This window comes from Weissella kandleri, assembly GCF_001438705.1.
In the GTDB taxonomy this organism is placed as follows: Bacteria; Bacillota; Bacilli; order Lactobacillales; family Lactobacillaceae; genus Weissella; species Weissella kandleri.
In genome coordinates this window covers 19,030-44,843 of sequence record NZ_JQBP01000003.1, presented here as the reverse complement: position 1 = coordinate 44,843, position 25,814 = coordinate 19,030, and the positions used below count along the sequence as shown (strand labels likewise).

Here is a 25,814-nt window from a genome sequence, read left to right as displayed (position 1 = left end):
AGGGTAAAATGAATAATCGTAAACCAAAATTATTTTTAGATATGGATAACACGATGGTTGATACTTTAGCTGTGTTAAATCCAGCAACGGAACAAGCGACCACGTTAGGACTTGCTAAACCAGATCAAATTCCAGGAATTTTTAGGAATTTAAAGCCATTGCCACATTTAATGGAAGCCTTGCAACAATTAAGTGTGTATTATGACTTATATATTTTAACCACAGCGCCTTGGAATAACATCAGCGCTTGGAGTGATAAACTCGCATGGTTGCATGAATATTTCGGTAATGACGAACAAAGCTTCTTTTATAAACGGGTAATTATGACGCACGATAAAGGCTTAGCCCGAGCTGAAGGAGGTATTTTAGTTGATGATCGTCCTTATCATGGTGCCGCGGCTTGGGAAGATAATGAATTAGGTACGGCTTGGCTTCAATATAACTATGATGAAAAAATGCGGTGGGGAGCTGATGACGGTTTAGTTGACCTACTGATTGCGACCGCCAAGGTTTATCAAACACAAAATATTAATATTCGGACAGCTTTACTGAAAGCCAATCAAATTCGGCATCTCAAATTGCACGGACCCATGGATGATTTTCAAAAAGAAGCCTGGGAAAAGTGATTGCACTGGTAAGGAGGAGGAATTAAGATGACAATTCAAAATGCGAAACAGATGATGCAAAAGGCCCAGAAAGGCCACTATGCCTTAGGAGCTTTTAATACTAATAATTTGGAATGGACGCAGGCAATTTTGAGGCGGGCGCAAGAAAACCAAGCCCCCACCATCTTGGCCGTTTCAATGGGAGCGGTCCAATATATGGGTGGTTTTAAGGTTGTAGCTAATTTAGTGCGAAATTTAGATGAAGCCTTGGAAATTACGGTACCCATCGCGATTCATTTGGATCATGGGACATATGAAGGGGCAAAACAAGCAATTGAAGCAGGTTTTACGTCGGTGATGTTTGACGGTTCAGCACTTCCTTTAGCCGAAAATTTAGCTAAAACAAAGGAAATTGTGGCCCGGGCTCAAGCCGCCAATGTATCAGTGGAAGCTGAAGTTGGTTCAATTGGTGGAGAAGAAGACGGGGTTGTCGGTGAAGGTGAATTAGCTGCCATTGATGATGCGGTTTTGATGACGGAAACGGGGATTGATTTTTTAGCAGCCGGGATTGGTAATATTCATGGAATTTATCCTCAAAATTGGCGCGGGCTTCATTTGGATCATCTCGAGCAATTATCAGCAGCCGTGACGACAGCACGTGGTCAGGCGATGCCAATTGTTTTACATGGCGCATCTGGAATTCCAGATGACCAAATTCAAGCTGCCATTCAATTAGGTGTGGCCAAGGTGAACGTCAATACTGAGTTACAATTAGCATTCCATAATGCCACGCGGCAGTTTGTAGAGACCGATCAAGATCTCAGCGGTAAAAATTATGATCCACGCAAATTCTTGAAGCCTGGTGTAACCGCCATTGAACAAGCTTTAGATGAACGGATTGCAGTTTTTGGCAATGCTAACCGAATCTAATGGAATTAAGACAGGGTTTAGCGATGGGCTGAAGCCTGTCTTTTTTTGTGGTATTGGCCCAAGGAAGGCAACGTGTCGGTCAAAAAGATAAGTTAAGATGGGCGCGAATGGAAACGTATGCAAAAATTAAACAATTTTAATTAATTGCTTCCAAATCAAGGTGAATTAAGCTATTATATAGGTAAAGTTAGATTTTGCACAAATAAAAAGGAGTAGATTTATGCATGGAAAAAAGAAAAAATTTCAGATGCCATCTTCGTTTACAATTCTATTTTTTCTAATCATTGCGGTAGCTATTTTAACGTGGATTATCCCCGCTGGTGAATACGCTACGAATAAAGCGGGGGAGATTATTGCTGGGACTTATCATACCCGAGCAGCTAATCCCCAAGGTGTATGGGATGTGTTCATGGCCCCGATTAAAGGAATGGTAGGGACGGATACAGCTGATGGAACCATCTCAATTTCATTATTCATTTTAGTGATTGGTGGATTCTTGGGAGTTGTGAATAAGACCAAAGCCTTAGATGATGGAATTTCATCAACCTTGCGAAAATACGCAGGAAAAGAAAAACTGATGATTCCACTTTTGATGATTTTATTTGCGATTGGTGGTTCAACCTATGGAATGGGTGAAGAAACGATTGCCTTTTATCCTATTTTGATTGCAGTGATGATTAGCGTAGGTTTTGACTCATTAGTGGCGATTGCGATTGCGCTGATTGGTTCACAGGTTGGGGTGTTAGCCTCTACGGTGAACCCCTTTGCGACTGGAGTGGCTTCACAGAGTTTGAATCTGTCACCGGGTGATGGTTTGATTCCACGCCTACTTTTGTTTGTTATTACGGTTACGATTAGTATTGTGTATGTGATGCGCTATGCCAGCAAGGTGAAGCAAGATCCATCAAAATCAATGGTTTATAACCAACGTGAAACAGATTTAGCTGAGTTTGCACTTTCAAGTGATGATGCTGGAACAGAAATGTCTGGTCGGCAAAAAGCGGTGCTTTGGATCTTTGGAATCACTTTCTTATTGATGGTGATTGGAATTGTTCCTTGGAGTAGTATTAATGAACATTGGACGTTCTTTGATTCATTTACTAAATGGTTAACGGGTATCCCATTCTTAGGAGATTTCTTAGGTCGGGATATGGTGCCCTTTGGAACTTGGTACTTTGGAGAAATGACGATGTTGTTCCTCTTTATGTCAGTGGTGGTCATGTTTGTTTACCATATGAAGGAAAGTACCTTTATCGATGCCTTCTTAGGCGGGATGAATGAATTCTTAAGCGTGGCGATTGTGATTGCGGTGGCCCGTGGAATTCAATTCATTATGAGTGATGGTTATATTACAGCGACTGTTTTGCATGCCGGTGAACAGGGGCTACAACATTTGCCTGCTGGAATTTTCATTGTTTTAACGTTCTTCTTCTACATTCCAATGTCATTTTTAATTCCATCAACGTCTGGTTTAGCAGCGGCGACAATGGGAATTATGGGACCTTTAGGAAAGTTTTCTGGGGTTGCGCCCGACCTAATTATTACAGCCTATCAAGCCGCCGTTGGTTGGGTGAACGTCATTACACCTACATCAGGGATTGTGATGGGAGCTTTGGCCATTGCCCATGTTGATATCGTGACTTGGCTTAAGTTTACTGCTAAATTGATGGGGATTTTATTAGTTGTTACGATTGGATTCCTGGTAATTTGTACTTTAATTTAAGGAGAAATAATCATGCAGAACTATATTTCAGATGATGTTCAAAAACAAGCGATTCAAGCGCTTAGTCGTTTAGTTGCTAAGCCCTCGTATAATACTGAAGCAGCCCCCAATGCGCCGTTTGGTGAAGGTATTCGGGCCGCTTTAGATGAAGTCCTAAAGATTGCAGATGAACTAGGCTATCAAACGTATGTTGATCCAGAAGGCTATTATGGTTATGCTGAAATTGGGGAAGGCGCTGAAATTTTTGGTTTGATTTGCCACGTCGACGTCGTACCAGCCGGTGATATAGATGCTTGGAAAACTAATCCCTTTGAATTAACGCAAAAGGATGGTTCATTATACGGGCGTGGAAGTCAGGATGATAAGGGGCCAACGATTGCTACTTTGTTCACGATTAAGGCTTTGTTAGACCAAGGAATGCACTTCAATAAAAGGGTGCGCTTTATCTTTGGAACTGATGAAGAGATTCTTTGGCGGGGGATGGCCAAGTATAATGAAAAAGAAGCCGGTATTACGATGGGGATTGCACCGGATGCTGAATTCCCACTTGTTTATGCTGAAAAAGGTTTGCAACAATCATATTTGGTCGGGCCAGGTTCGGATGAAATTGAATTAGACTTAGTCAATGCTTTCAACGCTGTACCGGGGCTAGCCAATTATGGTGGTCCTAAGCAAGCTGAGGTGGAAGCAGCTCTCAAGCAACATGGCTTTGCTTATGAAAAACAAGATGGTCAATTGGTCGTTCAAGGAAATTCGGTTCACGCCATGCATGCACCAGAAGGTACCAACGCGGTGCTACGCCTAGCGATTGCGCTAGCAGATGTTTTCTCTGGTGTGCCAGCTTTGGAATTTATCAAACAATTTGGTGAAGACGCAACTGGTGAAAATATTTTGGGTGTGATTAAAGATGATGTTTCAGGTCAATTAACCTTTAATATTTCTAGCTTACAAATTAATGCGAAAGAATCACGAATGCAAATTGACTTACGGATTCCCGTGCAAGTGGATCATGATGATTTAATCCAAACGATTGTGGACAAAGTTGCGCCATTTGATATGAAGTATGAAAACTTTGATTACTTGGAGCCACTTTATGTGCCAAAGGAAGGTGAATTAGTCACTACCTTGATGCAGGCGTATGCGGAAGTGACTGGTGATACAACATCACAACCAGGTATTTCTGGTGGGGCGACCTTTGCTCGGACAATGAAGAATAGTGTGGCCTTCGGGGCAATGTTGACGACCACGCCTGACTTCATGCACCAAGCAAATGAGAACTGGCCGATTAAGGATATGCGGGTGGCAATGGAAATTTACGCCCAAGCTTTAAAGAATCTTTTGGTAGACTAGGGACTGCTGAATTAATAAAAAACTGCAAGAATCTTCAAACCGAGAGGAATGGGGATGCTTGCAGTTTTTGTTTATTTTAAAGGTTGTTGCTTATCCAAGGTCTAAAATAGCATCAAAGACAGCTTGTGGTAATTCAATGTCCACCTTAGCTTGTCCTGAACGCCGGAGCTGTTGTTGTTTTTTAGAGACCTTAGTTCCTTTGGCGGCCACTTTCCGGAGGGGTGGAATGTTCTCACGGGCAATGACGCGGCCTTCGACAATTGCTTGAACAGGCATGGCTTGTAGTTTCCGGGGAACGAGATCACGTAACTTTGTGACCATATTTTGAGCAATCCGTTCAGCCTTAAGCCGATGCGTGATGATTGTTAAAGCATCGATGTTAGCGTAGTCGATGGCAATCTCTAATTTCACCAAATCAGAATAATTATAATCGGCTGATTCAGTAGAAAGCGTAGCAAAACCATGCGAAACTGATTTTAATTCATTGAAAAAATCATAGGCAATTTCAGAGATGGGCATCAGATAGGTGGCGACGACCATTGAACCAAGCGTATCTAAATCTTCTAATATTCCCCGGCGACTTTCAGCTAAACGCATGATGTCATTTAACATTTCGTTGGGTAAAGTGATTTTAGCATGGACATAGGGTTCTTCAACCAGACTGATTTTTGACCAATCGGGGAACTGAATGGGATTTTCCACATAGACGGGTTCATTTTGGTTTTTCAAGGTGATTTTAAAGGTTGAATTTGGCATCGTCGTTAAGACGTTAATCCCGAATTCAGTCATTAAGCGTTCACGAATAATTTGAAGGTGAAAAATACCTAAAAAGCCACCGCGAAAACCCATCCCCAAGGCTTCGGATTGTTCGGGTTCATAATGAAAAGCCGCATCATTTAAGGCTAACTTTTCAATCGCCGTTTTGAATTCTTTATAATCAGTATCCTTAGGGTATAGACCAGCATAGACCATTGGTTCAACTTCTTGATAACCAGGCAACGGTTGTTTTGCGGGCATTATTTCGTTGGTGACGGTATCACCAATTTTAATACTATCAGGATTTTTGACTCCCGTAACCAGGTAACCAACATCTCCCGCGCGGAGAGTTTGTAAAGCTTGGGGTTCTGGTGTAAAGACGCCCACTTCTTTGTTCGTTGAAGCAACTTGGCTAGCCATGAAGACTTGCTTGGTTTGCGCAGACAATTGGCCTTCCATAATCCGCACTTGCGCAATTACTCCTTTATAAGGATCAAATTTAGAATCAAAAACTAGCGCTGTCAATGGAGCCTGGATGTCACCAGCGGGAGCCGGAATTTGATCGCGGATGGCTAGAAGGACTTGATCAACGCCTAAACCACTTTTCGCTGAAATATGTAAAATCTGGTCAGTTTGAAAAGTTGGTTCTAATTCTAGTAATTGTTCAGTAGTTTTTTGGATATCAGCCATTTGATTATCAATTTTATTAATAATAGGGATAATTGTTAAGCCGGCTTCTTTTGCTAAACGGAAATTCGCGACAGTTTGGGCTTGCACACCTTTAGTAGCGTCGACGACTAAAAGCACACCGTCCGTGGCCGAGAGAGAACGAGAAACTTCATAATTAAAATCGACGTGCCCGGGGGTGTCAATTAAATTATACTGATATTCATCGTGCTGGTCATCAATGTAATAATTACGAACCGCCTTAGACTTGACAGTGACGCCGTGCGCTTTTTCAACAGCTAAGTCATCCAATTGTTGTGCAGTTGATTCACGATCACTAACAGTGCTGGTCATCTCCATAATACGATCAGCTAAAGTGGATTTACCGTGATCGATATGGGCAATAATGGCGAAATTACGAATGTGGTCTTGTGGGAAACTCATGTATTTACCTCTTTAAAAAATTTAAATAATAATTATAGCATACCACGCCGAGTTACCTTTGAGGAAAGCTGGGGCTGCAAATCTCAGGAAAATAATCTTACGTGTGCAGATGATAGAAGGTGCCAAGCGCTTGCTTTGCGTCGGGGCACATGTTAGAATTAACTTATATTTTCGTACAGATAGTATATTTAGTTGTATACCGAGAAAAGAGGCGAGCATAATCATTTTGGTTATGCCCGTTTTTTAATGTCTGAGGTTCTGGTTGAAAATATATTAAAAAGGGGAGTGGTTTAAAAATGCAAAAAACAAAAGAATGGCATGTATTGGCCGCTGTAATTGCGGCTGGTATTATGTGTTTTAGTGGGGTTTTGATTGAAACGTCAATGAACGTTACCTTTCCAGCATTAATGGAAGAATTTAATGTGAATGCGAATGGTGTGCAATGGGTTACCACGGGGTATCTTTTAGCAATTGCGATTATTGTCCCTTTATCTGCTTATTTTATTCGTAATTTTTCAGCACGTACATTATTTATTGTTTCAAATATTTTGTTCTTTATGGGAATTATCATGGATAGTTTTGCAGGGACTCTTTCAATTTTGTTAGCGGGACGATTTTTGCAAGGATTGGGAACGGGAATTGCCTTACCATTAATGTTTCATATTATTTTAACAAAATCACCAATGGAAAAACGGGGCGTCATGATGGGAATCGGAACGATGACGACTTCCATTGCGCCAGCGATCGGTCCGACCTATGGTGGTGTCTTGATGGGAACCTTAGGCTGGCGAGCTATTTTCTGGTTCTTAGTTCCTTTGGCGTTGATCTCATTTGGGATGGGGTTATATGCTATGCCACAAGAGTCCGTTGAACGTTCTGAAAAGTTTAACCTGGGCGCTTTTGTGTTCTTAGGAATCGGATTAAGCAGTCTTTTGTTAGCGATTGAACAGCTTTCAATTACTTGGTTCATTGGGAGCTTAATTGCGTTAATCATTTTCTATTACTTGAATAAGCAACGAATGTTATTGAATTTAAATGTCTTTAAAAACAGTGTTTTCGATCGTTTATTGTATGGAGTACTCATATATCAAGCCATGCTTTTAACCTTGTCCTTTATCTTACCAAGCTTTATTCAAATCGGCTTGGGTAAGACTTCAACTGTGGCCGGGTTATTCATGTTCCCTGGCGCAGTAACCGGTGCAATCTTAGGCCCCATTTCCGGACGGATTTTAGATAAAATTGGACCAGTTAAGCCAATTATTTTCGGTTTGACAGCTTCAACGATTGCCATGACTAGTTTAGCAATTGCCTTTCAATGGGAACAAATCTGGGTCTTCTTAGGCCTTCATGTCTTGACCATGATTGGTTCGGGGATGGCTATTAATAACTTAATGACCGCTACCTTAAGTCAATTAGACGAGACTTTGTCTGCGGATGGGAATAGTGTCATGAATACCTTGCAGCAATTTGCAGGGGCGGCTGCGACTGCTGTGGCAGCACGTTTGTTTGCGATGGGACAGGCTAGTGATGCAGTGCATGGAGCCATGATTGGTGGGCGCAATGGCGTTATCTTACTGGCCGTTCTCTTTGTAATCGCCTTATTGCTCTTTATTACGACAATTAAGTTGTTAAATCAACAATGGCGTCGGTTAACAACCTAAGCAATAACATTAATATAAAAAACGGTAAGGAATATCCTCACCGTTTTTTTTAGCGGCAAGGCGTGATTGTGTTGACAAATGTAGACTCTAAGGCTAACATTGTTTACAGATGTAGATTAAGAAAGGAGTTGGTTATCGATGGAAGCCATCAGTAATATTTCAGAAGCTGAATTTGCGGTGATGAATTTAATTTGGGCTAAGCCAGGGTTAACAAGTCATGCGATTAGCGATTTATTGGCCCCTGACCACAATTGGTCAGCCTCAACGATTAAAACGATGTTAGCGCGTTTGGTAAAAAAGGGGTTTTTAGTAACGCAAGCGCTGGGAAAGCAATATCAATATACAGCGTTGGTAGATGAGGATCATATATCAATTGAATATACACAGGCACTATTTAAGCGGCTATGTGATCGACATCAAGGTAATGCACTACAAGAGCTCTTGAAAATGGCGCCGATTAGTCAGAAAGATATTGCTGCTATGCAAGATATTTTGCAAGCTCGTGCACAAACCGCTCCAGAAGTGGTGCAATGTCATTGCATGCCTGATGGTAATTGTTAGAGATCAGCGTTTGGCGAATTAATTACAGTTAGGATGAACAGAGGAGATTAATGATGATTAAAGTGATTGTTGGGATTGTCGGAATTATTTTCATAATTGGAATTGTATGGTGGTTTTTTGGCAAACACCAAGTGGCTGAATCAACAGCGGTAATAGAGGGCCAAAAGCAGCGGATTAAAATTAACGTTGATGGTGGATATTCACCTGAAAAAGTTGTTTTAAAGCAAAATGTCCCAGCTGAGTTAATCTTTACGCGCAAGGATGCTTCAAGCTGTTTGGATCATGTTGTGTTCCCAGATTTAGGAATTAATCAAGCACTGCCTAAGGATCAACCGGTAACGGTAAAGATTGATACTAAAGAAGCTGGTGATTATAACTGGGCCTGTGGGATGAATATGTTCCATGGACAGTTAAAGATTGAACCGGAGGCTTAATATGCGAATTGAAACGCGTTTTTGGAGTGCATTAGTTTTAACGTTGCCTTTGTTGGCGGAAATGATTTTAACGCCGCTGGGCATCATGCTTCCTGGTGGTGTTTGGACGATGGCAGCGATTACGACCGTGATTATGTTAATTGCGGCGCGCCCATTTTGGCATAGCGCGTGGGCTTCGTTTAAAAAGCATCACGCTAATATGGATACCTTGGTCGCGGTCGGAACGGCAACGGCTTACTTGTATAGTTTGTGGGCGATGATGCAAGCTCAGCCGGTTTATTTTGAAAGTGCTGCGGTTGTAATTACCTTTGTTTTATTGGGTCAAGTATTGGAAGTCCGGATGCGCGAGCAAGCAAATACTGGAGTTGAAAAATTAATGCAGTTACAAGCTAATACGGCTGAAGTATGGCGTGATGGACGGTATCAAGAAATTGCGATTGATCAACTGCAAGTTGGTGACCAATTACGGGTTAAGCCGGGAGAAAAAATTCCTTTGGATGGAATCGTCTTAGAAGGTAATTCATCAGTGAATGAAGCTATGCTAACGGGTGAAAGTCTACCTGTCCAAAAACAAAAGGATGATCAAGTCTTTGGGGCAACATTAAATCAAAATGGAACGCTGGTTTTACGGGTCAATAAAGTGGGCTCGGAGACGATGTTGCAGCAGATTATTGAAGTCGTGCGAAAAGCACAAGCCAGCCAGGCGCCCATTCAAAAATTAACCGATCAGATTTCAGATGTCTTTGTACCGGCCGTCTTGATTGTTTCGATTTTAACTTTCTTAGTTTGGTATTTGTTTTTGGATGCAACAGTAGGTCAGGCTATTAATTATGCGGTCGCCGTTGTAGTTATAGCGTGTCCATGTGCGCTAGGATTAGCAACCCCAACGGCTTTAATGGTTGGGACTGCTCGTGGAGCTAAATTAGGTATTTTAATTAAGAATGGAACAGTCTTAGAACAAGCCAATCAGATTAAAGTGGTGGCATTTGATAAGACAGGCACTTTAACTGAAGGGACTCCAAAGGTAACGCAAACGAGCACCATACCACAAGTTGATACGCAACAAATTTTAAATTGGGCGGCGAGTGTTGAACAGGTTTCGGAGCATCCTTTGGCACAAGCCGTGGTGGCCACGGTGAATGCTGACGAATTGCAGCCGGTTCATAATTTTAAAGCGATTGCGGGTCAAGGGGCGCAAGGTGAAATTAATGGTCACCTGGTCGCAGTTGGTAATCTCACTTTGATGGGTGATGCAACATTAGCACCGCAATTGCAGACAGCTGCTGCAACTTATATGCAACAGGCGCAAAGTGTGGTGTATGTTGCTTGGGATCAACAGGTGCAAGGTATATTGGCAATCCAAGATCAACCGAAAGCTTCAGCAAAACCAGCAATTCAACAATTAAAGCAGGCTAATTACCAAACGGCGATGATTACTGGCGATAATCAAAATGTAGCGCAAGCAATCGGTCAACAATTAGGCGTTGATGAAATTCAGGCCGAAGTTTTACCTAACCAAAAAGCGGATCATTTGCAACAATTACAAAGTAATGGTCCTGTCGCTTTTGTGGGTGATGGATTAAATGATGCGCCAGCTTTAGCTACTGCTGATTTAGGAATTGCGATGGGGACCGGAACTGATATTGCGATTGATACTGGTGATATTGTATTGATGAAAAATAACTTAACAGATGTGCCCAAGGCATTGAAATTAAGTCAAAAGACCTTTATGAAAATTAAAGAGAATTTGTTCTGGGCTTTCGTTTATAATATTATTGGTCTACCATTAGCAGCAGGCCTGTTTGTAAAGTGGGGCGTCACATTGAGTCCGGGATTTGCGGGATTGGCCATGGCTTTGAGCTCTGTTTCCGTCCTAGCTAATTCACTTTTGCTCAAATTTGATAAAATCAGCTAAACGGCTTAAATTATTATTTATGTATAAGGCAAATTATAAAATGTATAATACAAAATAACGCGATTTTAAAAGCATAGTCAAAATTAAGACTATGCTTTTTTGTTAATTAAGATTAAAGGTGCTTTCGGTCAGATTTTAAGACAATCTGCATCTACTAAAAATTGGTTTAGGATCTATTTCTTACTTTATCGTCAAACTTATTCGAGTTTTTCGATTGCTTGGTTGCGTTTATCTTGATCGGCGTGGATGTAAATTTTAGTAGCTGAATCAGTAGTCTGCCCCAGCGCTTGTTGAACATCGATAACTGAGTTAGTTGCTCGATAAAGCTCAGTTCCAAAGGTGTGGCGTAGTTTATGAGGCGTCGTTTCTCGACCAAAGGCCTTAGTATATTTTTTAACCATACGCTCAACTTGTGACTGTGAAATACGGTAAACCAAACCTCGGCTTAAAGTAACAAATAAAGCAGAATTTGCTTGTTCACCAAAATTAAGATCACGGTATTCGAGCCAATCTGCAATATACGGTTCAGCCCAGGCTGCGTATTTAACGACGTCTTCGTGATCTCCTTTGCGAATGACGTTTTCAATGATATGCTTATCGTTATCAATGTCGGTTAATTCGATATTAACGAGCTCGGTAACCCGTAGCCCCGAAGCAATTAAGAGAGAGAAAATGGCGCAGTTACGGATTTCAGTTTGTTCGTAAAGCTTGAGTGCTTGTGGTGATAACGTTTTTTTATAGTCATTTTGCAACCATTCCAAGAAATTAAACTTACGATCACCGTCATAAATTTTTTTATTGATAGCATTCGCCTTAGCATTTAAGGTGGTCTGACCATACTTGAATTTAATTTTAAGCATGGGGTTATTATCTAAATAGCTGTGTGGCGCATTTTGCGGATCTGTCGACTCGACAGTTAACCAACGAAAAAAGCCGCGTAACGACATTAATCTTGTGTTGATGGTATTCTTTGAGACTGGTTTAGTGCCATCTGCAGGTGCGAGCATTGATGTAATATAAGCTTGAATCGTTTCAGGATTAATCAAAGCTAAGTCTGAGACTCGTAAAGCTGATTGTTCAGGAACGTTTAAGTCTGGTGTATGGTTACAAAACCAAGTAAAGAATTGGTGTAGATTATTTAAAGTTGTATACATAGTTGAAGGTTGCGCGCCGCTAGCTATGCGATAATTATAAAATTGTTTAGTAATGGGTGGCATTAAAAGTAATTTTTTTTGCGCGTTTTCAATAAATTGTTTTTTAGTAGTCATAAATAAGCTCCTTAGTGCACTCGGCTAAAATAAGTCGTCATAATGAAGTATGTTTTTATTTTAACACACTATGCGTAAATATGTAAATATGTCCGCATAGTGGATTACTATTTATAACCTCTTCACTACGTGGATTGCTGCCTAAAAAGACCAAGTCATTAATACTTAGACTTGGCCTAAAAATATTATAAATCCGCACCGTTATTTGCAATTACTTTTTTATACCAATAAAATGAATCTTTCTTTAAACGCTGACCCGTACCATTACCATCATCATCCAAATCCACGTAAATAAATCCATACCGTTTACTCATTTCCGAAGTACTAAAACTAATACAATCAATTGGGGACCAAGACGTATAACCTAAAATTGGAATACCATCTTCTAAACTCAATTTCAACTGCTGTAAATGCTGTTGATAATAACTAATCCGATAGTCGTCATGGATTTGCTCGTCATTTGTAACTTGATCTAGCGCGCCTAAACCATTTTCCACAATAAACAAAGGCTTTTGATAACGATCCCATAATGTGTTTAGTGTAATCCGAAGTCCGATTGGATCAATTTGCCAACCCCAGGCTGAAGCTTTTAAATATGGATTAGCTTTACCAACCACCATATTCCCCGCCGCCTGTTGATGCCGGCTTTCTTCGTCAACAATTGTCGTCATGTAATAACTAAAACTAATAAAATCAACCGGATATTGAGCGATTATAGCTTGATCAGCTAGCGTAATATCTAAATCCAAAGCCTGTTCTTTAAAATATCGGTTCATATAACTTGGATATTCACCACGTGCTTGCACATCTAAGAAAAACAAATTTTGTCGATCGGTTTCTTGAGCTGCCAAGACATCATCAGGTTTAGCTGTCGCCGCATAAGTTTGCATTCGAGCTAACATCGCACCGACTTGAGCTTGTGGGTTTATTTGTTTAAGCTGTTGAATTACTAAGGCACTGGCCACGAACTGATAATGAACAGCTTGATATCGCAATTGTAGTTGTTCTTGGCTAGTTTTTTCGGCATCTAGGACACCAGTTTCATGAAAGCCCCATAAACTTGTATTAATTTCATTAAAAGTGAGCCAATACTTAACCTGTGGATACCGCTTAAATAAAACTGCTGTAAATTTGGTGAAGGCTGTGATAACTTCGCGGCTAGCCCAACCTTGATACTTAATACAAAGCATGGCTGGCATTTCAAAATGTGAAATTGTTACCAATGGTTCAATATCGTATTTAGCTAATTCTGCAAAAATCCGATCGTAATAAGCTAAGCCAGCTAAATTTGGCTCTTCCTCTAGCCCCGTGGGAAAGATTCGGGTCCACGCAATTGAAAAACGTAAAACCTTAATCCCCATTTCTGCCAATAAAGCAATATCTTCGGGATAAGTATGATAAAAGTCAATTCCTCGCCGTTTGGGGTATTGCTCAACATCCTTACTACGATACGCTTGATCAAAATCCGCCTTTGTAATCGGTGCCAAAGCCTTATTTTGACGATCAGTGATCCGGCGCATTATATCGGCGGTGCTTAACCCTTTATCGTCTACTTGCCATGCCCCCTCGGTTTGATTTGCAGAAATTGCACTGCCCCATAAAAAATCGTCGGGAAAACCTTGTGTAATATTAGCTTGATACATTTAACATTTCTCCTTAAATCATTATACTTATTTTGCTGCTTTTGGATTTGGTCGTAAACGAATTAACCAGTTTTTAGTAGTTTCCAAGTCTTGCGTTATCTGACATTGATAATTTGGCGTATTCGTCACAATTAATAACACAATCGGATCATAACCCGCCTTTTGGATCGCTTGCCGGTCAAATTCTAAGACCGGATCACCTAAGTTTACCTTTTTGCCAGGCTCAACCAACTTCTTAAAATGCTTTCCATTCAACTGTACTGTATTAATTCCGACATGAATCAATATTTCAGCACCTTGCTTTGACCGAATTCCAATCGCATGTGGATGCACTGTAACAATTTCACCAGTTACAGGGGCTGTAATGATGTTTTGTTTCGGAATAATCCCAATACCTTGCCCCATGGCACCGCTTGCGAACACTTCATCATCAATGCTCATTAACGGTACAATTTGTCCAACAACGGGTGCTTTAATATCTTCGTCATATAATTGCGTTGGCTGATCATGGACAGTTGCGGTTACTCCAAAGAAATAAGTCCCCACCGTTGAAATACCAAAAGCCAAACTTAGTCCTAAGACTAAGTAAATTACACCGCCTTCTAAATAAGCTGGCAATGATAGTAAACTTGGCAGAGTAAAAGCAGTCGCTTGAACCTTTCCTAAGGCAATGATAGCTCCACCCAAACCACCGGCCCCAATGGCAATATAAAAGGGCTTCTTTAATTTCAATGTCACCCCATAAATGGTTGGTTCCGTAATTCCAAGTAAACTGGTTAGGACTGATGACCCCGCGATTGACTTAAGTTTAGTATCGCGCACACGTAAAAATACACCTAAGGCCGCACCCGCCTGAGCCATTACTGATGCACAAATAATTGGTGTTAATGGATCATGACCAAGTTCGCCGATATTATTAGCAATGATTGGGATAAAAGTCCAATGCACCCCAAAAATTACAAATAATTGCCAACAAGCGCCAATAATGGCCCCTGCTAAGAACGGGACACTTTGATTGATATTCATAATGCCAGCTGATAGTACTTGCCCAATCCAATTACCTAATGGGCCAATGCTCAGCAAAGTTAATGGCACCATAATCATCAAAAGCAACATCGGCGTTAAAATATTGCGAATTGAGGCCGGTAAAATCCGGTTAAATTGCGGCTCAAGATAAGACAATAACCAAACTGCTAATAAAATTGGTAAAACACTTGAGGCATAATTGGCTCCAACTACTGGAACCCCAAAGAACATCAACGGATCTGGATTCATTAACTGAGTGGCTAAAGATGGATACACTAAGGCTCCCGCTAAAGCCATCGCTGTATATTGATTGACCTTCAACTGTTTCGCCGCTGTTAAGGCTAATAAAATTGGTAAGAAATAAAATAAGGCATCACCCGCCGCATACCAAATTTTATAAACACCACTTTCTGGCGTTAACCAACCAGCAACCAAACTTAATGCTAAAATTCCTTTTAAAACCCCGGTTCCTGCTAAAGCACCCAAAAAGGGCGAGAAAGTCCCCGAAATAAATGTAATAATTCGGTTGATCATTTTTTCGTGATTAGGCGCGTCTACTACTTCCTCATTACTAACCTCATCCTCCGACGTTTGATACTGCTCTCTTAACGATTTGTAAACTTCATTAACATCGTTTCCAATGACTATTTGCAACTGTCCACCCGAATCTACCACTGCAACTACTTCACTCATGACTTCCAAAGTTTTTTTATCCACCAGAGTTTTATCTTTCAATTTAAACCGTAACCTAGTAGCACAATGCCATACGCTTTGTATATTAATCGCACCACCAACTGCCGCTATAATTTTTTGCACTAATTCCTTATTACCCATGCCTTTTATCTCCATCTTCATTTAACAATTCCAAAGCGATCATACCCGCTTCCTGAATTGCGACGTCGCACTCCAAGGTGTCACTTAACAAACGCAATCCCATTTGACCAATTTGCAATATTTGCGGGTGATTTTCTTGTAAATGTTGATAAATAACGGGGGCTAGAGGGTTGGCTTGTCCTTTGCTCAAGATGATGAGTTCTAAAGCTAACGTTAAACGTCCCGCCAACATCTGACTCGGTCGAATTCCTAAACGTTTACTAGCAGACATCATTTGATCGACAACCATACAACAGATAACATAATCTTCAAAATTATTTAAATATTGTCCACTGTACCATTTTTCAATTTTTTGAATCGCAATTTCTTCACCACCTTTCACTTGATATCCAATCCCGCAACCTAATACCACCACTTCGCCTAATGATGTTGCGGCAATAATTGCGTTGTTATTCAAAATTTTCTTGGCCAACATCTAACTCACCCCCCAGCCTAACAATAAAAAAAGACCCAATAGTACGGAAAAGCAACAAAAATTTGCTTCTCCGTACTATTCGGTCTTGCCCAACGAATTGGTCACAATCCAAATTGCTGTCTTGAATTCTACCACCTAAAGAAAACGTTTTCAATAGCCATTTTTAAATTTTATTTCCATTGAACTAAAAAGACTTACGCAGATAGTTACGTAAGTCTTCAAATTAATTATTTAAAAAATAATCTTTAAACTATAATGAATTAAAGCCCTAAGAAATATTTAACAAATAAGGCAGCAACAATGGCTCCCACAAAAGGTGCCAGTCCGGGAACGAGGATGGCATACTTCCAGTCTGAATCAGCTTTATTCCCAATTGGTAAAATACGGTGTGCAATCCGTGGCCCCATGTCTCGCGCTAAGTTCATCGCAAATCCAGTCGTTCCACCAATTCCCATTCCAATGGCCCAAACTAAAAGTCCAATCCCAATGGCTGCAACTCCTTCTGTTTTAACTTGGACAATTGACAAAATACCAGTTAAAAAGACAAAGGTTGCAAAGGCCTCGACAAAGAAATTACGTGGTAAGTTCCGAATGGCTGGTGCTGTTGAAAAAATATTTCGAACATCATCGGGTGCTAAATCACCTTCTGAAGCTTTAAATTGATCAGCATACATAATCCAAACGATTACTGCACCAACAATTCCTCCAGCCACTTCGGCCAGAGAATAAGGAATAAACGTTGACCATGGTAGCATTCCCAAAATATTTTGGGCCAAGACCATCGCAGGATTCATACATACCCCGCCAAAAATAAATAAAGCAACGCTAATTCCAAATGCCCACGTAGTAATCGCAAATAAATGCCCAGAACCATGGTACTTCGTTTTATTTAAAACTACGTCCGCATGGACCCCAACTCCAAAAATAATCATTAATGCCGTACTCATGAATTCGGCTAACAAATTATGTATCATTTTTACTCCCTAAAATAAAACTTTTAATATTTGTGACAGACAACCATATAATTATGCCCTAAACTGGAACATTAGTAAACCTTAATTTATGTTTATTTATTATCATTTTTGTGATAAATTTAATGTTGTATATAATTGTGGATACATACGCTACATAATAATATACTTTTTAATCAATGGAATAATTTAAAAACAATCAACTAACCACATATGTATGCTACATAATGTTAGTTACTAAATACAAATAAGCTTTTTAATGCTGTTTAATAGGGGGTTTGTAATCTAATGCTAGAAGAATACAATGTTAGTTTTGCTTCTAATATTTATAGTTACGATATTCATCACCGGATTTCAATTCTCCAAATTATCGCCGATTATGACGAAGGCGTAGATATTGCTATGATTCAAAATCGTTTGCCCCTTAACCGGCGAACGATCTATAAATATATTGATGAAATTAATGATATTGCAATCAATGAAAAGAACGAGCCTGGTGAAGAATTAGGTTATATTGATAAAAATAATCATATTTATCGTTACATTGGTAATCGTTTAACGTATCAACGCCTACATATTAAGATTACCGAACATTCAATACAATTATTATTATGCAAACAATTACTTCAAAATCCGATCGTTAATATTAAACAATTTTGCTTTGATAATTATATTAGTGAAACCGCCTTGCGTCGTAATATTACTAAATTCAATAAAGAAATGGAACCCTATCAACTTTCCATCGCCATTTATAAAGGCAATATGAGCCTAAGTGGCGAGCCAGAAAAAATCCGCTTTGGAATAGCGACATTTTTATGGCGCATTTATCGAGGTGTCACTTGGCCCTTTGAAACGGTCTCGCAACCATTAATGCAAACAATTGCTAAAGTTATTTTTAAAGAATATAGTATTCCTAATGACGATGGAAAACTAAATGAGCTGATGTTTATTTTAGCCACTAATTTTGCGCGAAGCCAAGCAAATATGCTTCCAGTCAATCCCGTGTCGGATGAACTAATGGACATTTTAATTTTTGATGAACATGATCAACGCGTGATGATACAACTAACCCAAAATTATGGATTACCCAAAAATGATACAAAATTTGTTCTCTTATGGTTAAAAACAATTCCAGATTATTACCTCTATCGTGGTCGTGCTTTAGCTATTGATCGCAAACTAGCTTCCTTAAATAGCCCGTTTCATGCTACGGCACATCACTTCGTAGATCGAGTTCAAGAAAAATTGGGTCTAAAAATTGATTTATCAAACGAATCGGGACAGAATTTCTTAGTCTCCCTCATTGCCGGACGTGTGCATGTCGCCTTATTCCCTGACATCGATTTTACCGTTTCTAATTTACATTTGGTCGAAGTCTTAGAACAAAATGCACCGCACCTCTTATCTAATATTAAAGAGTTGCTAGATCCCACTGATATAGCTCAAATGAGTCCAGATACCTTGCACGCCCTCTGCATTCGTTATGCCTATGCCTTTGCGGCAATCCAATCAATTTTTTATTTTGAACCAACCATTAAAGTTTTAGTACAATTGGATTCACCAAGTTACATTGATGCCGGTTTCCGAAATCGCTTAGAGACACTCCTACAACCTTTCTTTAATGTTGAAGTTCAAATCCATGACCTTAAACACGAAGCGGACTTAGTCGTGCATACCGATTTGTTTGTTAATTCTAATTACCCATCAGAAAAACAAATCTATGTTCATAGTCAAATTACAACTAGTGATTTCAATCATTTGATGGGACGTTTAAATCAAATTAAGGAACAACAAAGTACGTCACTTATTGAATAATCTATGCTAGCTAGCTTAAACACTGAAAAACGACACCATATGCCACAATTGGCCGCTATAATGTCGTTTTTTATTTATTCATTTTATTCTACATCTGCCACCGCGTAAAGTTGATACTTAATCGCTCCAGTTAGCTTGTCACCAGCTTTTAACTGCATTTGTGGGTCTTTAAAATCAATTTTAACCCCCGTTACTGGTGTAGTCAGTAAACCTGTATTATTAGCGACTGTTTGGTCGACACTTTTAGCTACAACCGTGTCGGTCCCGGTCGCTAAAGCAATGTTATTAATGCTAAATTGGTCCACATTAAATTGGTCGCCACCTCGCATTAATTGGTCGTTTAACACGCTCGCCTTAACAGACCACTGGCGTGTGCTACGATCATTGAAAACCTGAATATTATCATTCACTGGGGAATTCAATTTATAGCCATTTCGGGTCAATGTCGAACTAAAATCATATGCGCCAGGTACGTGTTCTAACGTCAAATGGGCTTGCATAGGGTCGCTTGGGTCTAATGGATCTGGATCGCTGACGTCATCCACAATTTGCACCGTAGTCGGCGTTTGATTAGTCCCGTTAACAACTAATTGATCGGCCGCCAAGATAGGAGTCGCCCCCGCGGCAAATAAGATCAAGCTTGCAAAAGTAGTTCCTAATAGTTTTGTAGTTTTCATGGTCTTTTCCTCCATTTTTTATGGGTCCTTGTCCATCCTTTATGGAACATTCGGACTGCTTATTAAACTAACCGTTTGCGTGGCGGTATAATCACCCGCCTGAACTGCTGCTGGAAGGTTCATTTGAATTTGATGCGCTGGGATATTATATTCATATTCTCCCACTGATAAATTGGTTAATTGCAGCATGGGAACTTCATTTTGCAATGTCCCGGTCATCGTAGACGGTTGCGTATTGCCTATGTCCCCTGACAAAGCCTCAAATTGGCCTGGACCAATTTGATACTTGGGTTGAATGGTTTTACCGTTTGTTTGACTTTTAAATGCTGATAATTGATATTGAAGTTGCCATCGCTGTTGATTCAATGCCCTATTCACCTTTAAGCGAACCCGTAAAGGGCGCTTAGATTGAAGGTGTTGTGGATTTTGACTATATTGTGTCGCAAAATCAGGTGTTGTTATATCTTCCAAAAGAATTGTCGTAGGAGTAATCTGAATTTGAATCGGCGTACTAACGACCTGAGCTTCAACAGATTGTAAAAAATAACCTAAAAATACAAATAAACAACTGCTGATTAAGCAATACAATACGTATGCTGGTGAGCGTGTTCGCAGGTCCATAAACTTACTCCTTTCGCGTTGATAACCATTGGGTTTGCCGAGATAGCCACAACAGCCAAAGCATCAACAGAAATCCAAAACCTAACATGAAATATAAACGATCGACCCCCGTCGTCGGTAACTGTAAGACGTTGCCGGGAAAGCTTGGCCCAAAAAGTGTCTTTTCAACGGGTATCTCTACTGGTTCAACCCTTAACCTAACAACTGCTTGATTTTGTTGAAGCTCACTAGCTCTAATAAAAGTATACTGCCACCCGCTAAAGCCCATACCCAAAAGACTAATACTCGCTAACGTGAATTTCTTTTTGAAGCTTAAAAGTGATCCCATAATACCCTCCTTTTTGAACGCATGTTTACGGTACGTCGGAATTCACAGTGTTCAAAGTCCAGACCACCGTTTGCTGATTTTGATATTGACCGATGGGAATATATGGTTCAGTCTCCAGCACAACTCCTGTCTTAGCATCCCATGTCTGCTGAAAATCCATCTGTGCTTGCGCTGGGTTACGCTGTTGCCAAATAACTTGACCATCTAAATCTACCACTGGGTCAGTTGTGTTTTGCCGCCATTTTAAATGGAACGGTGCTTTGACATCTCCAATAACATGCGCTTGTAGCGTCCACTGATGAGGTGCCGGCCGACTATCTATTACCCGAAATGGCGCAACATTAGCGGTATCACGATTTAAAATTTGGGCCTTAGATTTTGGCGTACGTTGCGACCATTGAAAACTTGCCGGAACATCGATTAATCTTAAACTTCCAGTTACATTTACTTGCAACTGAAGATTAGTTGCACCAACCTCATTTAAGGAACCATCCGCATTTTCTCGCACAACATGGATCTGATACATTTGAGATCCATAGTCAATCCCTTGCTTTGGCAGCTGCATTGTCTGCTTTTGCCAGGTAGTTGCTCCCGCACCAGTGTTAACCTTACTCGTTTGAACAATTTGATGATTTGCATCTAAGAGTTGAAAAGCCAATGGTTCATTGGGGTCATTATCTTGCCAATAAAAGGTGAGTTCCTGACCGTCCGCTTGTTGTAAATCATACATATCGATATCTAAGGTTTGCGTAGTTTGGACAGCTTGATTACTCCAGCTCAACTGCGTGGGCTGATTTTTTTCACCAACTAATTTTATTTCTTTAGCTGCTCTTAAGGCATTTTTTTGATCAGTGCTAAAATCTGTTCCGTTTCGTGAAAAGCCACTCGCATTTAATATCCAACTATCATTCGTGGTTTGCTTCGTCAATGCTGGCTTTGTTTGATTAAGATATACGCCATAGCCTTCTAATGGCGATACAAAGTCCGTAAAGTCAATTCCTCCAACTAAACCAATCGGCCCAGTGCTGGATCCACCTTGACCCGACCATGTCACATCTTGAATATTGTCTAGCTTGATGTTCCCGCTTGAACCACCAAAAAAGTTAGTACCTTGTTTCGTATTAAACGAACTGCTTGACCCAGAACCTAGATTAACTTGTATGTTACTAAACTTATTTTCATTTTTGGTTTGTAAACTAATGTTTGCACTTGGCCCAACCTGAATCTGTGGTTTTAAATTACCTTGATAAATTAGACGTCCCATGGTGCCAGATGCTAACGAATCCGCTTGCTGAATATCTAGCTGCGCACCGGCCCCAAGATTAAACATTGGCGCAATTTCTGTGGAATACAAAAAATCATGTTTCGTTGTAATATTTACTTTTGCGTTGGCTTCAACATTAAAATTGAGTGCTACATTTTGAGCCCAAATAAAACCTAAATTAGTGTTATTTTGATCTACCACAGTGGTTTGACTGTTCGCTTTAAAAATAAATGTGCTCGCTTCCGCAAATTCTTGTGAATTTAACCCCCCCATCATTTTAAAATTATTCGTTCCACTAAAGATAATCTGATTATCAGCTGCCGGTAGATAAAAAGGTTGAGCCCCTAGATCCGAATAATAGCCAACATTTTCAACTTGTAAGGTCAGACCTTTTTTTCCATTTTGTGGGGCAATCCCATAAAAATTATTTGCATTATTTAAAATCTGTAAACCTAAATTACTTTCTCGGCCAAAATTAATGTTTTTATAGTAAATTTCAATATCATTTGCGTTAAAATAAACCCCTTGAGTTTGTAAAGTTCCATTATATAAAACCGTGTGTCCCATACCATTAATTACCACTGAATGGTTCACTGGAAAACTTTCACTCCCGTAATTCAGATCGTTTTTTAATTGTATTTCAGTCACTTTCGGGTCGGCTAAAGCAGATCGATATTCTGAATTCGAAGTTACCTCTTTCACATCTGCTGCCACTGAATCAAAACTAACTAATTGCACACCAATGAAGCAAAGTAAGAGTAAAAAACCAGTTTTCAAATTAAAATCTATTACTTTCATCGCTTTGCTCCTTTCAGTTTATTGAAAACGTTTACATCTTCTTTTTACTTATTTTAACTGATAATCACACTCAATGGCAAGTGTTTTTTAATATTTTCGCTCACTATTTTTATGTAATTCTCATTTTCGACTTATAAAGGTTGATTTTAAGCTTTTTAATACAAAAAAGCATCAGTTATTCACTGATGCTCTACTAATCTAATTCCACAAATTAACCTAATATTTTTTTACCTTCATCAATCGCTAAAGGTATTGGCGCAATCTCATGTGGTTTGTCAAAATGGTAACCTTGTTGCAAACACACTTGATTTTTCAGCAAACAATCAACGGTATCTTGATTTTCAATTCCCTCGACCACTAGGTCTAAATGCCGATTTTGGGCAATGATGCTCAATAATTCCAAGTTTAACTTCAAAGATTCTTTATTAAGTACTTTCCGAACATGCACTAACGACCATTTAATTCGCTTAATGTATTGGGTAATCAAAAACATATTCCCAAGCGAATTATTTCCTTGCCCAACATCATCAAACGCGACTTGATAACCCATCTCTTGTAATCGAGCGAAAGCCTCAACATTTAAGCCACTCGCATAAGGATTTGAACGGTGTTGCGCTGGTAGTTCCGTAATTTCAATCCATAGACGTGCATGGATGTTGGGTTCAATTTGAGCCAACATTTCAAGCATTTCAAAAGTCGCCTCGTATTCTAATTCTTGTTGATCCAAATTAAATGAAAAAATATCATCTGAATTGGATTTCAAGATTTGCGGTAAAACTTGCAGTACGATTTCCATGTAATCTTTATGAGCTGACTCATTACTTATCATCTCTAAATATTGCTTTTGTGGAAAACCAGGTGCTTGATGGCTACGTAAAAGCAGTTCATATTCTGAACTGGAACCATCTACCTCTAAGTTAACAATTTTTTGAGCCACAAAATAGAAATCGTTCATTATTACTGTAATCCTTCCCCGTTCTTCTCTTTTTTCATCGTTTCACACTAGATAACACATATTTAGTATTAATTAAACTTGCCGTGTCCATTTAGAATTTGTCAAAGCGCATTTACCTCCATTTTTAGAAGCATACAAATATGAATCAACCCGGTCATACAAATCCAGCGCTTCAACATCTTCTAACTTTTGCTCCGAAATCCCGGCAGAAATTGTTATCTTTAATTCCGTATTATCTTTGGTAATTGGTATTCGAATTTCTTTAACGTGTTGCATAATAAGCTCAGTCGTTTCCAACGCTTCTTCTTCCGTTTTATTGCGAAAAATGATACCAAATTCTTCCCCGCCTAAACGAAATAGTTGTCCGAATGATTTCGTTTCAATTAAGGTATTTTGAACTGACGCTGTCACTTGTTTTAATACTTCATCACCTACTAAATGCCCGTACGTGTCATTAACTTGCTTGAAGTTATCAATATCAAACAATAGTAATGACCATGGAATATGGTTATTACTAAAGCAATTAAAGACTTCGTTAAACCGGCTATCAAATGATTCACGATTATAAACGTTTGTTAAAAAATCGCGCCCGATATCCGTTTGCAAAGTAGTATAGCGTTTCCATATGCGGCGCACAAGAATATTTAGAATATGAATAATACTCATAAAAATAATAAATTTAGTGATGAGCGCTAAGTATTGTGCCACTGTGATATTTGGATATAACAATGAAAGCATCATCCACCAGGCATTAGCATATAATAAAATTATCCCCAAGTATTTCCATGTATGATCAATAATGGAATCAGCCTTTTTTTGAATATATGCTGAAATCATTATTACCGCAATCCCACCCAATATCGCTAAAAAAACGCGCCACAAGTTCTGTTGGTGCATATTAATCAAGTAGATTAATAAACCAATCATGGTTAATGTCTCAAACACTAACTGTAAACGATTTTTAAGCATAAACAAAAAATATAAAAATATTATTAATTGTAAATTGGATTCTGTGAACGCCAATTGGTTATTATTCATCGTAATGAAGTAAGTTTGCAGGGCTAGGACCGCTATCACAGGGACCGCTCCCAGTAACCAGTTCATTGTACCTGGAGAAACAAACTTTCTTAATCGTTCTTGCATAAAGCCATAAAATAACAAACTCACGGCTAAAATCCCTATAACTACAAAAAATCCTTCTAGACTACTCTGTTTGAAAACGTGTGTTAAAGCATCCCAATAATTATTCAAATATTGAATCAAAATGCTATCTCCTATTTTTCACTTACCAATTTTTAATCAGCCAAATCCAAACGGTTAGTTACTAGTGCAATTGGTTCAACACCAGCAGGTTTAGCAAATAAATAACCTTGCTGATTGTTGATATTGTTATCAAACAACCATTCTGAAATTTCCCGGTCTTCCACTCCTTCAATCACTAAATTCAAATGATATTGTTGTGCAATTAGATTCAAAAATCGGATTAAGTACTCCACTTCTTCTTTAGTCGCTTTATTAATCACATGAATATACGACCACTTCATTTGTTTCAAATATGGAACTACGTATAATAGGTTTCCAATGGAATTATTCCCCTGCGTAACGTCATCCAAAGACAACTGATATCCTAAATTACTAATCCTTTCAAAAGCTTGGATATTAATCGCCGTGTCATACTTTGTTTTCTGTTCCAATGGGGGCAATTCGGTGATTTCAATCATTAAACGGGGGCGCAACTTTTCATCGATAGCCGCCAACATTTTGAACGTATCTTCATATTCTAGTTCTTGTTGATCTAAGTTCAGCGCAAACCGTTGCTTTGGATTAATTTCTAAAATTTGCTGCACTTCATCTTGCAAAAATTCCAAATATTCATTGTGCTTTTTTTCAGATTGGATATATTCAGCATATTTTTGGGCTGGGAACCCAGGGACACTATGGCTCCGTAGCAATAATTCATACTCCGTTTTATTTTTATCCATTAAATTAACAATTTTTTGACCCACAAAATATAAGTCATTCATTTTAAAACCCCATTTATTCATTTTATATATTTTTTAATAACTAATTGCATAATTATAACCTAAAATAAAA

Annotated in this window: 22 protein-coding genes; 9 read left to right on the top strand and 13 right to left on the bottom strand. The window is 39.3% G+C overall.

Features of this window, described 5'->3' with window-relative positions:
* The first annotated feature begins 8 nt into the window (after positions 1–8).
* The 4 genes from IV73_RS03390 (at position 9) to IV73_RS03375 (ending at position 4,608) form a co-directional block, all read left to right on the top strand.
* Positions 9–626 (top strand): 5' nucleotidase, NT5C type, encoded by a 618-nt coding sequence (locus IV73_RS03390; RefSeq protein ID WP_057754923.1) that lies wholly within the window; start codon positions 9–11, stop codon positions 624–626.
* Positions 627–653: 27 nt separating this feature from the next.
* Complete coding sequence (gene fba / locus IV73_RS03385) at positions 654–1,535, top strand: class II fructose-1,6-bisphosphate aldolase (RefSeq protein WP_057754920.1); 882 nt, start codon at positions 654–656, stop codon at positions 1,533–1,535.
* Positions 1,536–1,755: 220 nt separating this feature from the next.
* Complete coding sequence (locus IV73_RS03380) at positions 1,756–3,258, top strand: YfcC family protein (protein WP_057754917.1); 1,503 nt, start codon at positions 1,756–1,758, stop codon at positions 3,256–3,258.
* Between the two features lie 12 nt (positions 3,259–3,270).
* On the top strand, positions 3,271–4,608 hold the full coding sequence (locus IV73_RS03375) for a M20 family metallopeptidase (RefSeq protein WP_057754914.1): 1,338 nt from the start codon (positions 3,271–3,273) through the stop codon (positions 4,606–4,608).
* Positions 4,609–4,698: 90 nt separating this feature from the next.
* Here the strand turns inward: IV73_RS03375 and lepA are convergent, their stop codons facing one another.
* The gene (gene lepA / locus IV73_RS03370) at positions 4,699–6,474 is read right to left on the bottom strand and encodes a translation elongation factor 4 (protein ID WP_057754911.1); all 1,776 of its coding nucleotides are present in this window, start codon (positions 6,472–6,474) and stop codon (positions 4,699–4,701) included.
* Positions 6,475–6,770: 296 nt separating this feature from the next.
* On the opposite strand from lepA, the gene IV73_RS03365 reads away from it, so the two are divergent.
* The 4 genes from IV73_RS03365 to IV73_RS03350 all read left to right on the top strand — a co-directional run bounded on the left by IV73_RS03365 (position 6,771) and on the right by IV73_RS03350 (position 11,045).
* Entirely contained in the window at positions 6,771–8,135 is a 1,365-nt protein-coding gene (locus tag IV73_RS03365; protein WP_057754908.1) for an MFS transporter, read from the top strand.
* Positions 8,136–8,273: 138 nt separating this feature from the next.
* Positions 8,274–8,696 carry a CopY/TcrY family copper transport repressor gene (locus IV73_RS03360; protein ID WP_057754905.1) on the top strand — a complete coding sequence of 141 codons (423 nt, stop codon included), beginning with the start codon at positions 8,274–8,276 and terminating at the stop codon, positions 8,694–8,696.
* Between the two features lie 53 nt (positions 8,697–8,749).
* On the top strand, positions 8,750–9,130 hold the full coding sequence (locus tag IV73_RS03355; RefSeq protein ID WP_057754901.1) for a cupredoxin domain-containing protein: 381 nt from the start codon (positions 8,750–8,752) through the stop codon (positions 9,128–9,130).
* Position 9,131: 1 nt separating this feature from the next.
* Entirely contained in the window at positions 9,132–11,045 is a 1,914-nt protein-coding gene (locus IV73_RS03350; RefSeq protein WP_057754899.1) for a copper-translocating P-type ATPase, read from the top strand.
* Between the two features lie 197 nt (positions 11,046–11,242).
* Here IV73_RS03350 and xerS read toward each other — a convergent pair whose 3' ends face one another.
* From xerS to larD, 5 genes are all read right to left on the bottom strand, one after another.
* Positions 11,243–12,313, bottom strand: coding sequence for a tyrosine recombinase XerS (gene xerS, locus IV73_RS03345; RefSeq protein WP_057754896.1), 1,071 nt, complete (start codon positions 12,311–12,313; stop codon positions 11,243–11,245).
* A gap of 185 nt (positions 12,314–12,498) precedes the next feature.
* Positions 12,499–13,956 (bottom strand): glycoside hydrolase family 1 protein, encoded by a 1,458-nt coding sequence (locus IV73_RS03340; protein ID WP_057754893.1) that lies wholly within the window; start codon positions 13,954–13,956, stop codon positions 12,499–12,501.
* 27 nt (positions 13,957–13,983) lie between these two features.
* A complete protein-coding gene (locus tag IV73_RS03335) occupies positions 13,984–15,816 on the bottom strand; it encodes a beta-glucoside-specific PTS transporter subunit IIABC (RefSeq protein ID WP_057754890.1) in 1,833 nt (610 codons plus the stop codon).
* Positions 15,809–16,291: a CAT RNA binding domain-containing protein gene (locus tag IV73_RS03330; RefSeq protein ID WP_057754887.1), complete on the bottom strand. Its 483-nt coding sequence runs from the start codon at positions 16,289–16,291 to the stop codon at positions 15,809–15,811. Before IV73_RS03330 ends, IV73_RS03335 begins: the two co-directional genes overlap by 8 nt.
* Before the next feature lie 260 nt (positions 16,292–16,551).
* Positions 16,552–17,265: a D/L-lactic acid transporter LarD gene (gene larD / locus IV73_RS03325; RefSeq protein ID WP_057754884.1), complete on the bottom strand. Its 714-nt coding sequence runs from the start codon at positions 17,263–17,265 to the stop codon at positions 16,552–16,554.
* Positions 17,266–17,550: 285 nt separating this feature from the next.
* Here larD and IV73_RS03320 point away from each other — a divergent pair, with 285 nt between their 5' ends.
* Positions 17,551–19,077 (top strand): helix-turn-helix domain-containing protein, encoded by a 1,527-nt coding sequence (locus tag IV73_RS03320; protein WP_057754881.1) that lies wholly within the window; start codon positions 17,551–17,553, stop codon positions 19,075–19,077.
* A gap of 83 nt (positions 19,078–19,160) precedes the next feature.
* Here the strand turns inward: IV73_RS03320 and IV73_RS03315 are convergent, their stop codons facing one another.
* The 7 genes from IV73_RS03315 to IV73_RS03285 all read right to left on the bottom strand — a co-directional run bounded on the left by IV73_RS03315 (position 19,161) and on the right by IV73_RS03285 (position 25,744).
* Entirely contained in the window at positions 19,161–19,754 is a 594-nt protein-coding gene (locus IV73_RS03315; RefSeq protein ID WP_057754878.1) for a hypothetical protein, read from the bottom strand.
* 39 nt (positions 19,755–19,793) lie between these two features.
* Positions 19,794–20,375: a hypothetical protein gene (locus IV73_RS03310; protein WP_057754874.1), complete on the bottom strand. Its 582-nt coding sequence runs from the start codon at positions 20,373–20,375 to the stop codon at positions 19,794–19,796.
* 4 nt (positions 20,376–20,379) lie between these two features.
* Positions 20,380–20,703: a hypothetical protein gene (locus IV73_RS03305; protein ID WP_057754872.1), complete on the bottom strand. Its 324-nt coding sequence runs from the start codon at positions 20,701–20,703 to the stop codon at positions 20,380–20,382.
* Between the two features lie 25 nt (positions 20,704–20,728).
* Positions 20,729–22,765: a pectate lyase-like adhesive domain-containing protein gene (locus IV73_RS03300; protein ID WP_057754869.1), complete on the bottom strand. Its 2,037-nt coding sequence runs from the start codon at positions 22,763–22,765 to the stop codon at positions 20,729–20,731.
* A gap of 211 nt (positions 22,766–22,976) precedes the next feature.
* Positions 22,977–23,720, bottom strand: a complete 744-nt coding sequence (locus tag IV73_RS03295) for an EAL domain-containing protein (protein WP_057754867.1) — start codon at positions 23,718–23,720, stop codon at positions 22,977–22,979.
* A gap of 72 nt (positions 23,721–23,792) precedes the next feature.
* Positions 23,793–24,983 carry a GGDEF domain-containing protein gene (locus tag IV73_RS03290; protein WP_057754864.1) on the bottom strand — a complete coding sequence of 397 codons (1,191 nt, stop codon included), beginning with the start codon at positions 24,981–24,983 and terminating at the stop codon, positions 23,793–23,795.
* A 32-nt stretch (positions 24,984–25,015) separates the two neighbouring features.
* On the bottom strand, positions 25,016–25,744 hold the full coding sequence (locus tag IV73_RS03285) for an EAL domain-containing protein (RefSeq protein ID WP_057754861.1): 729 nt from the start codon (positions 25,742–25,744) through the stop codon (positions 25,016–25,018).
* Positions 25,745–25,814: the final 70 nt, after the last annotated feature.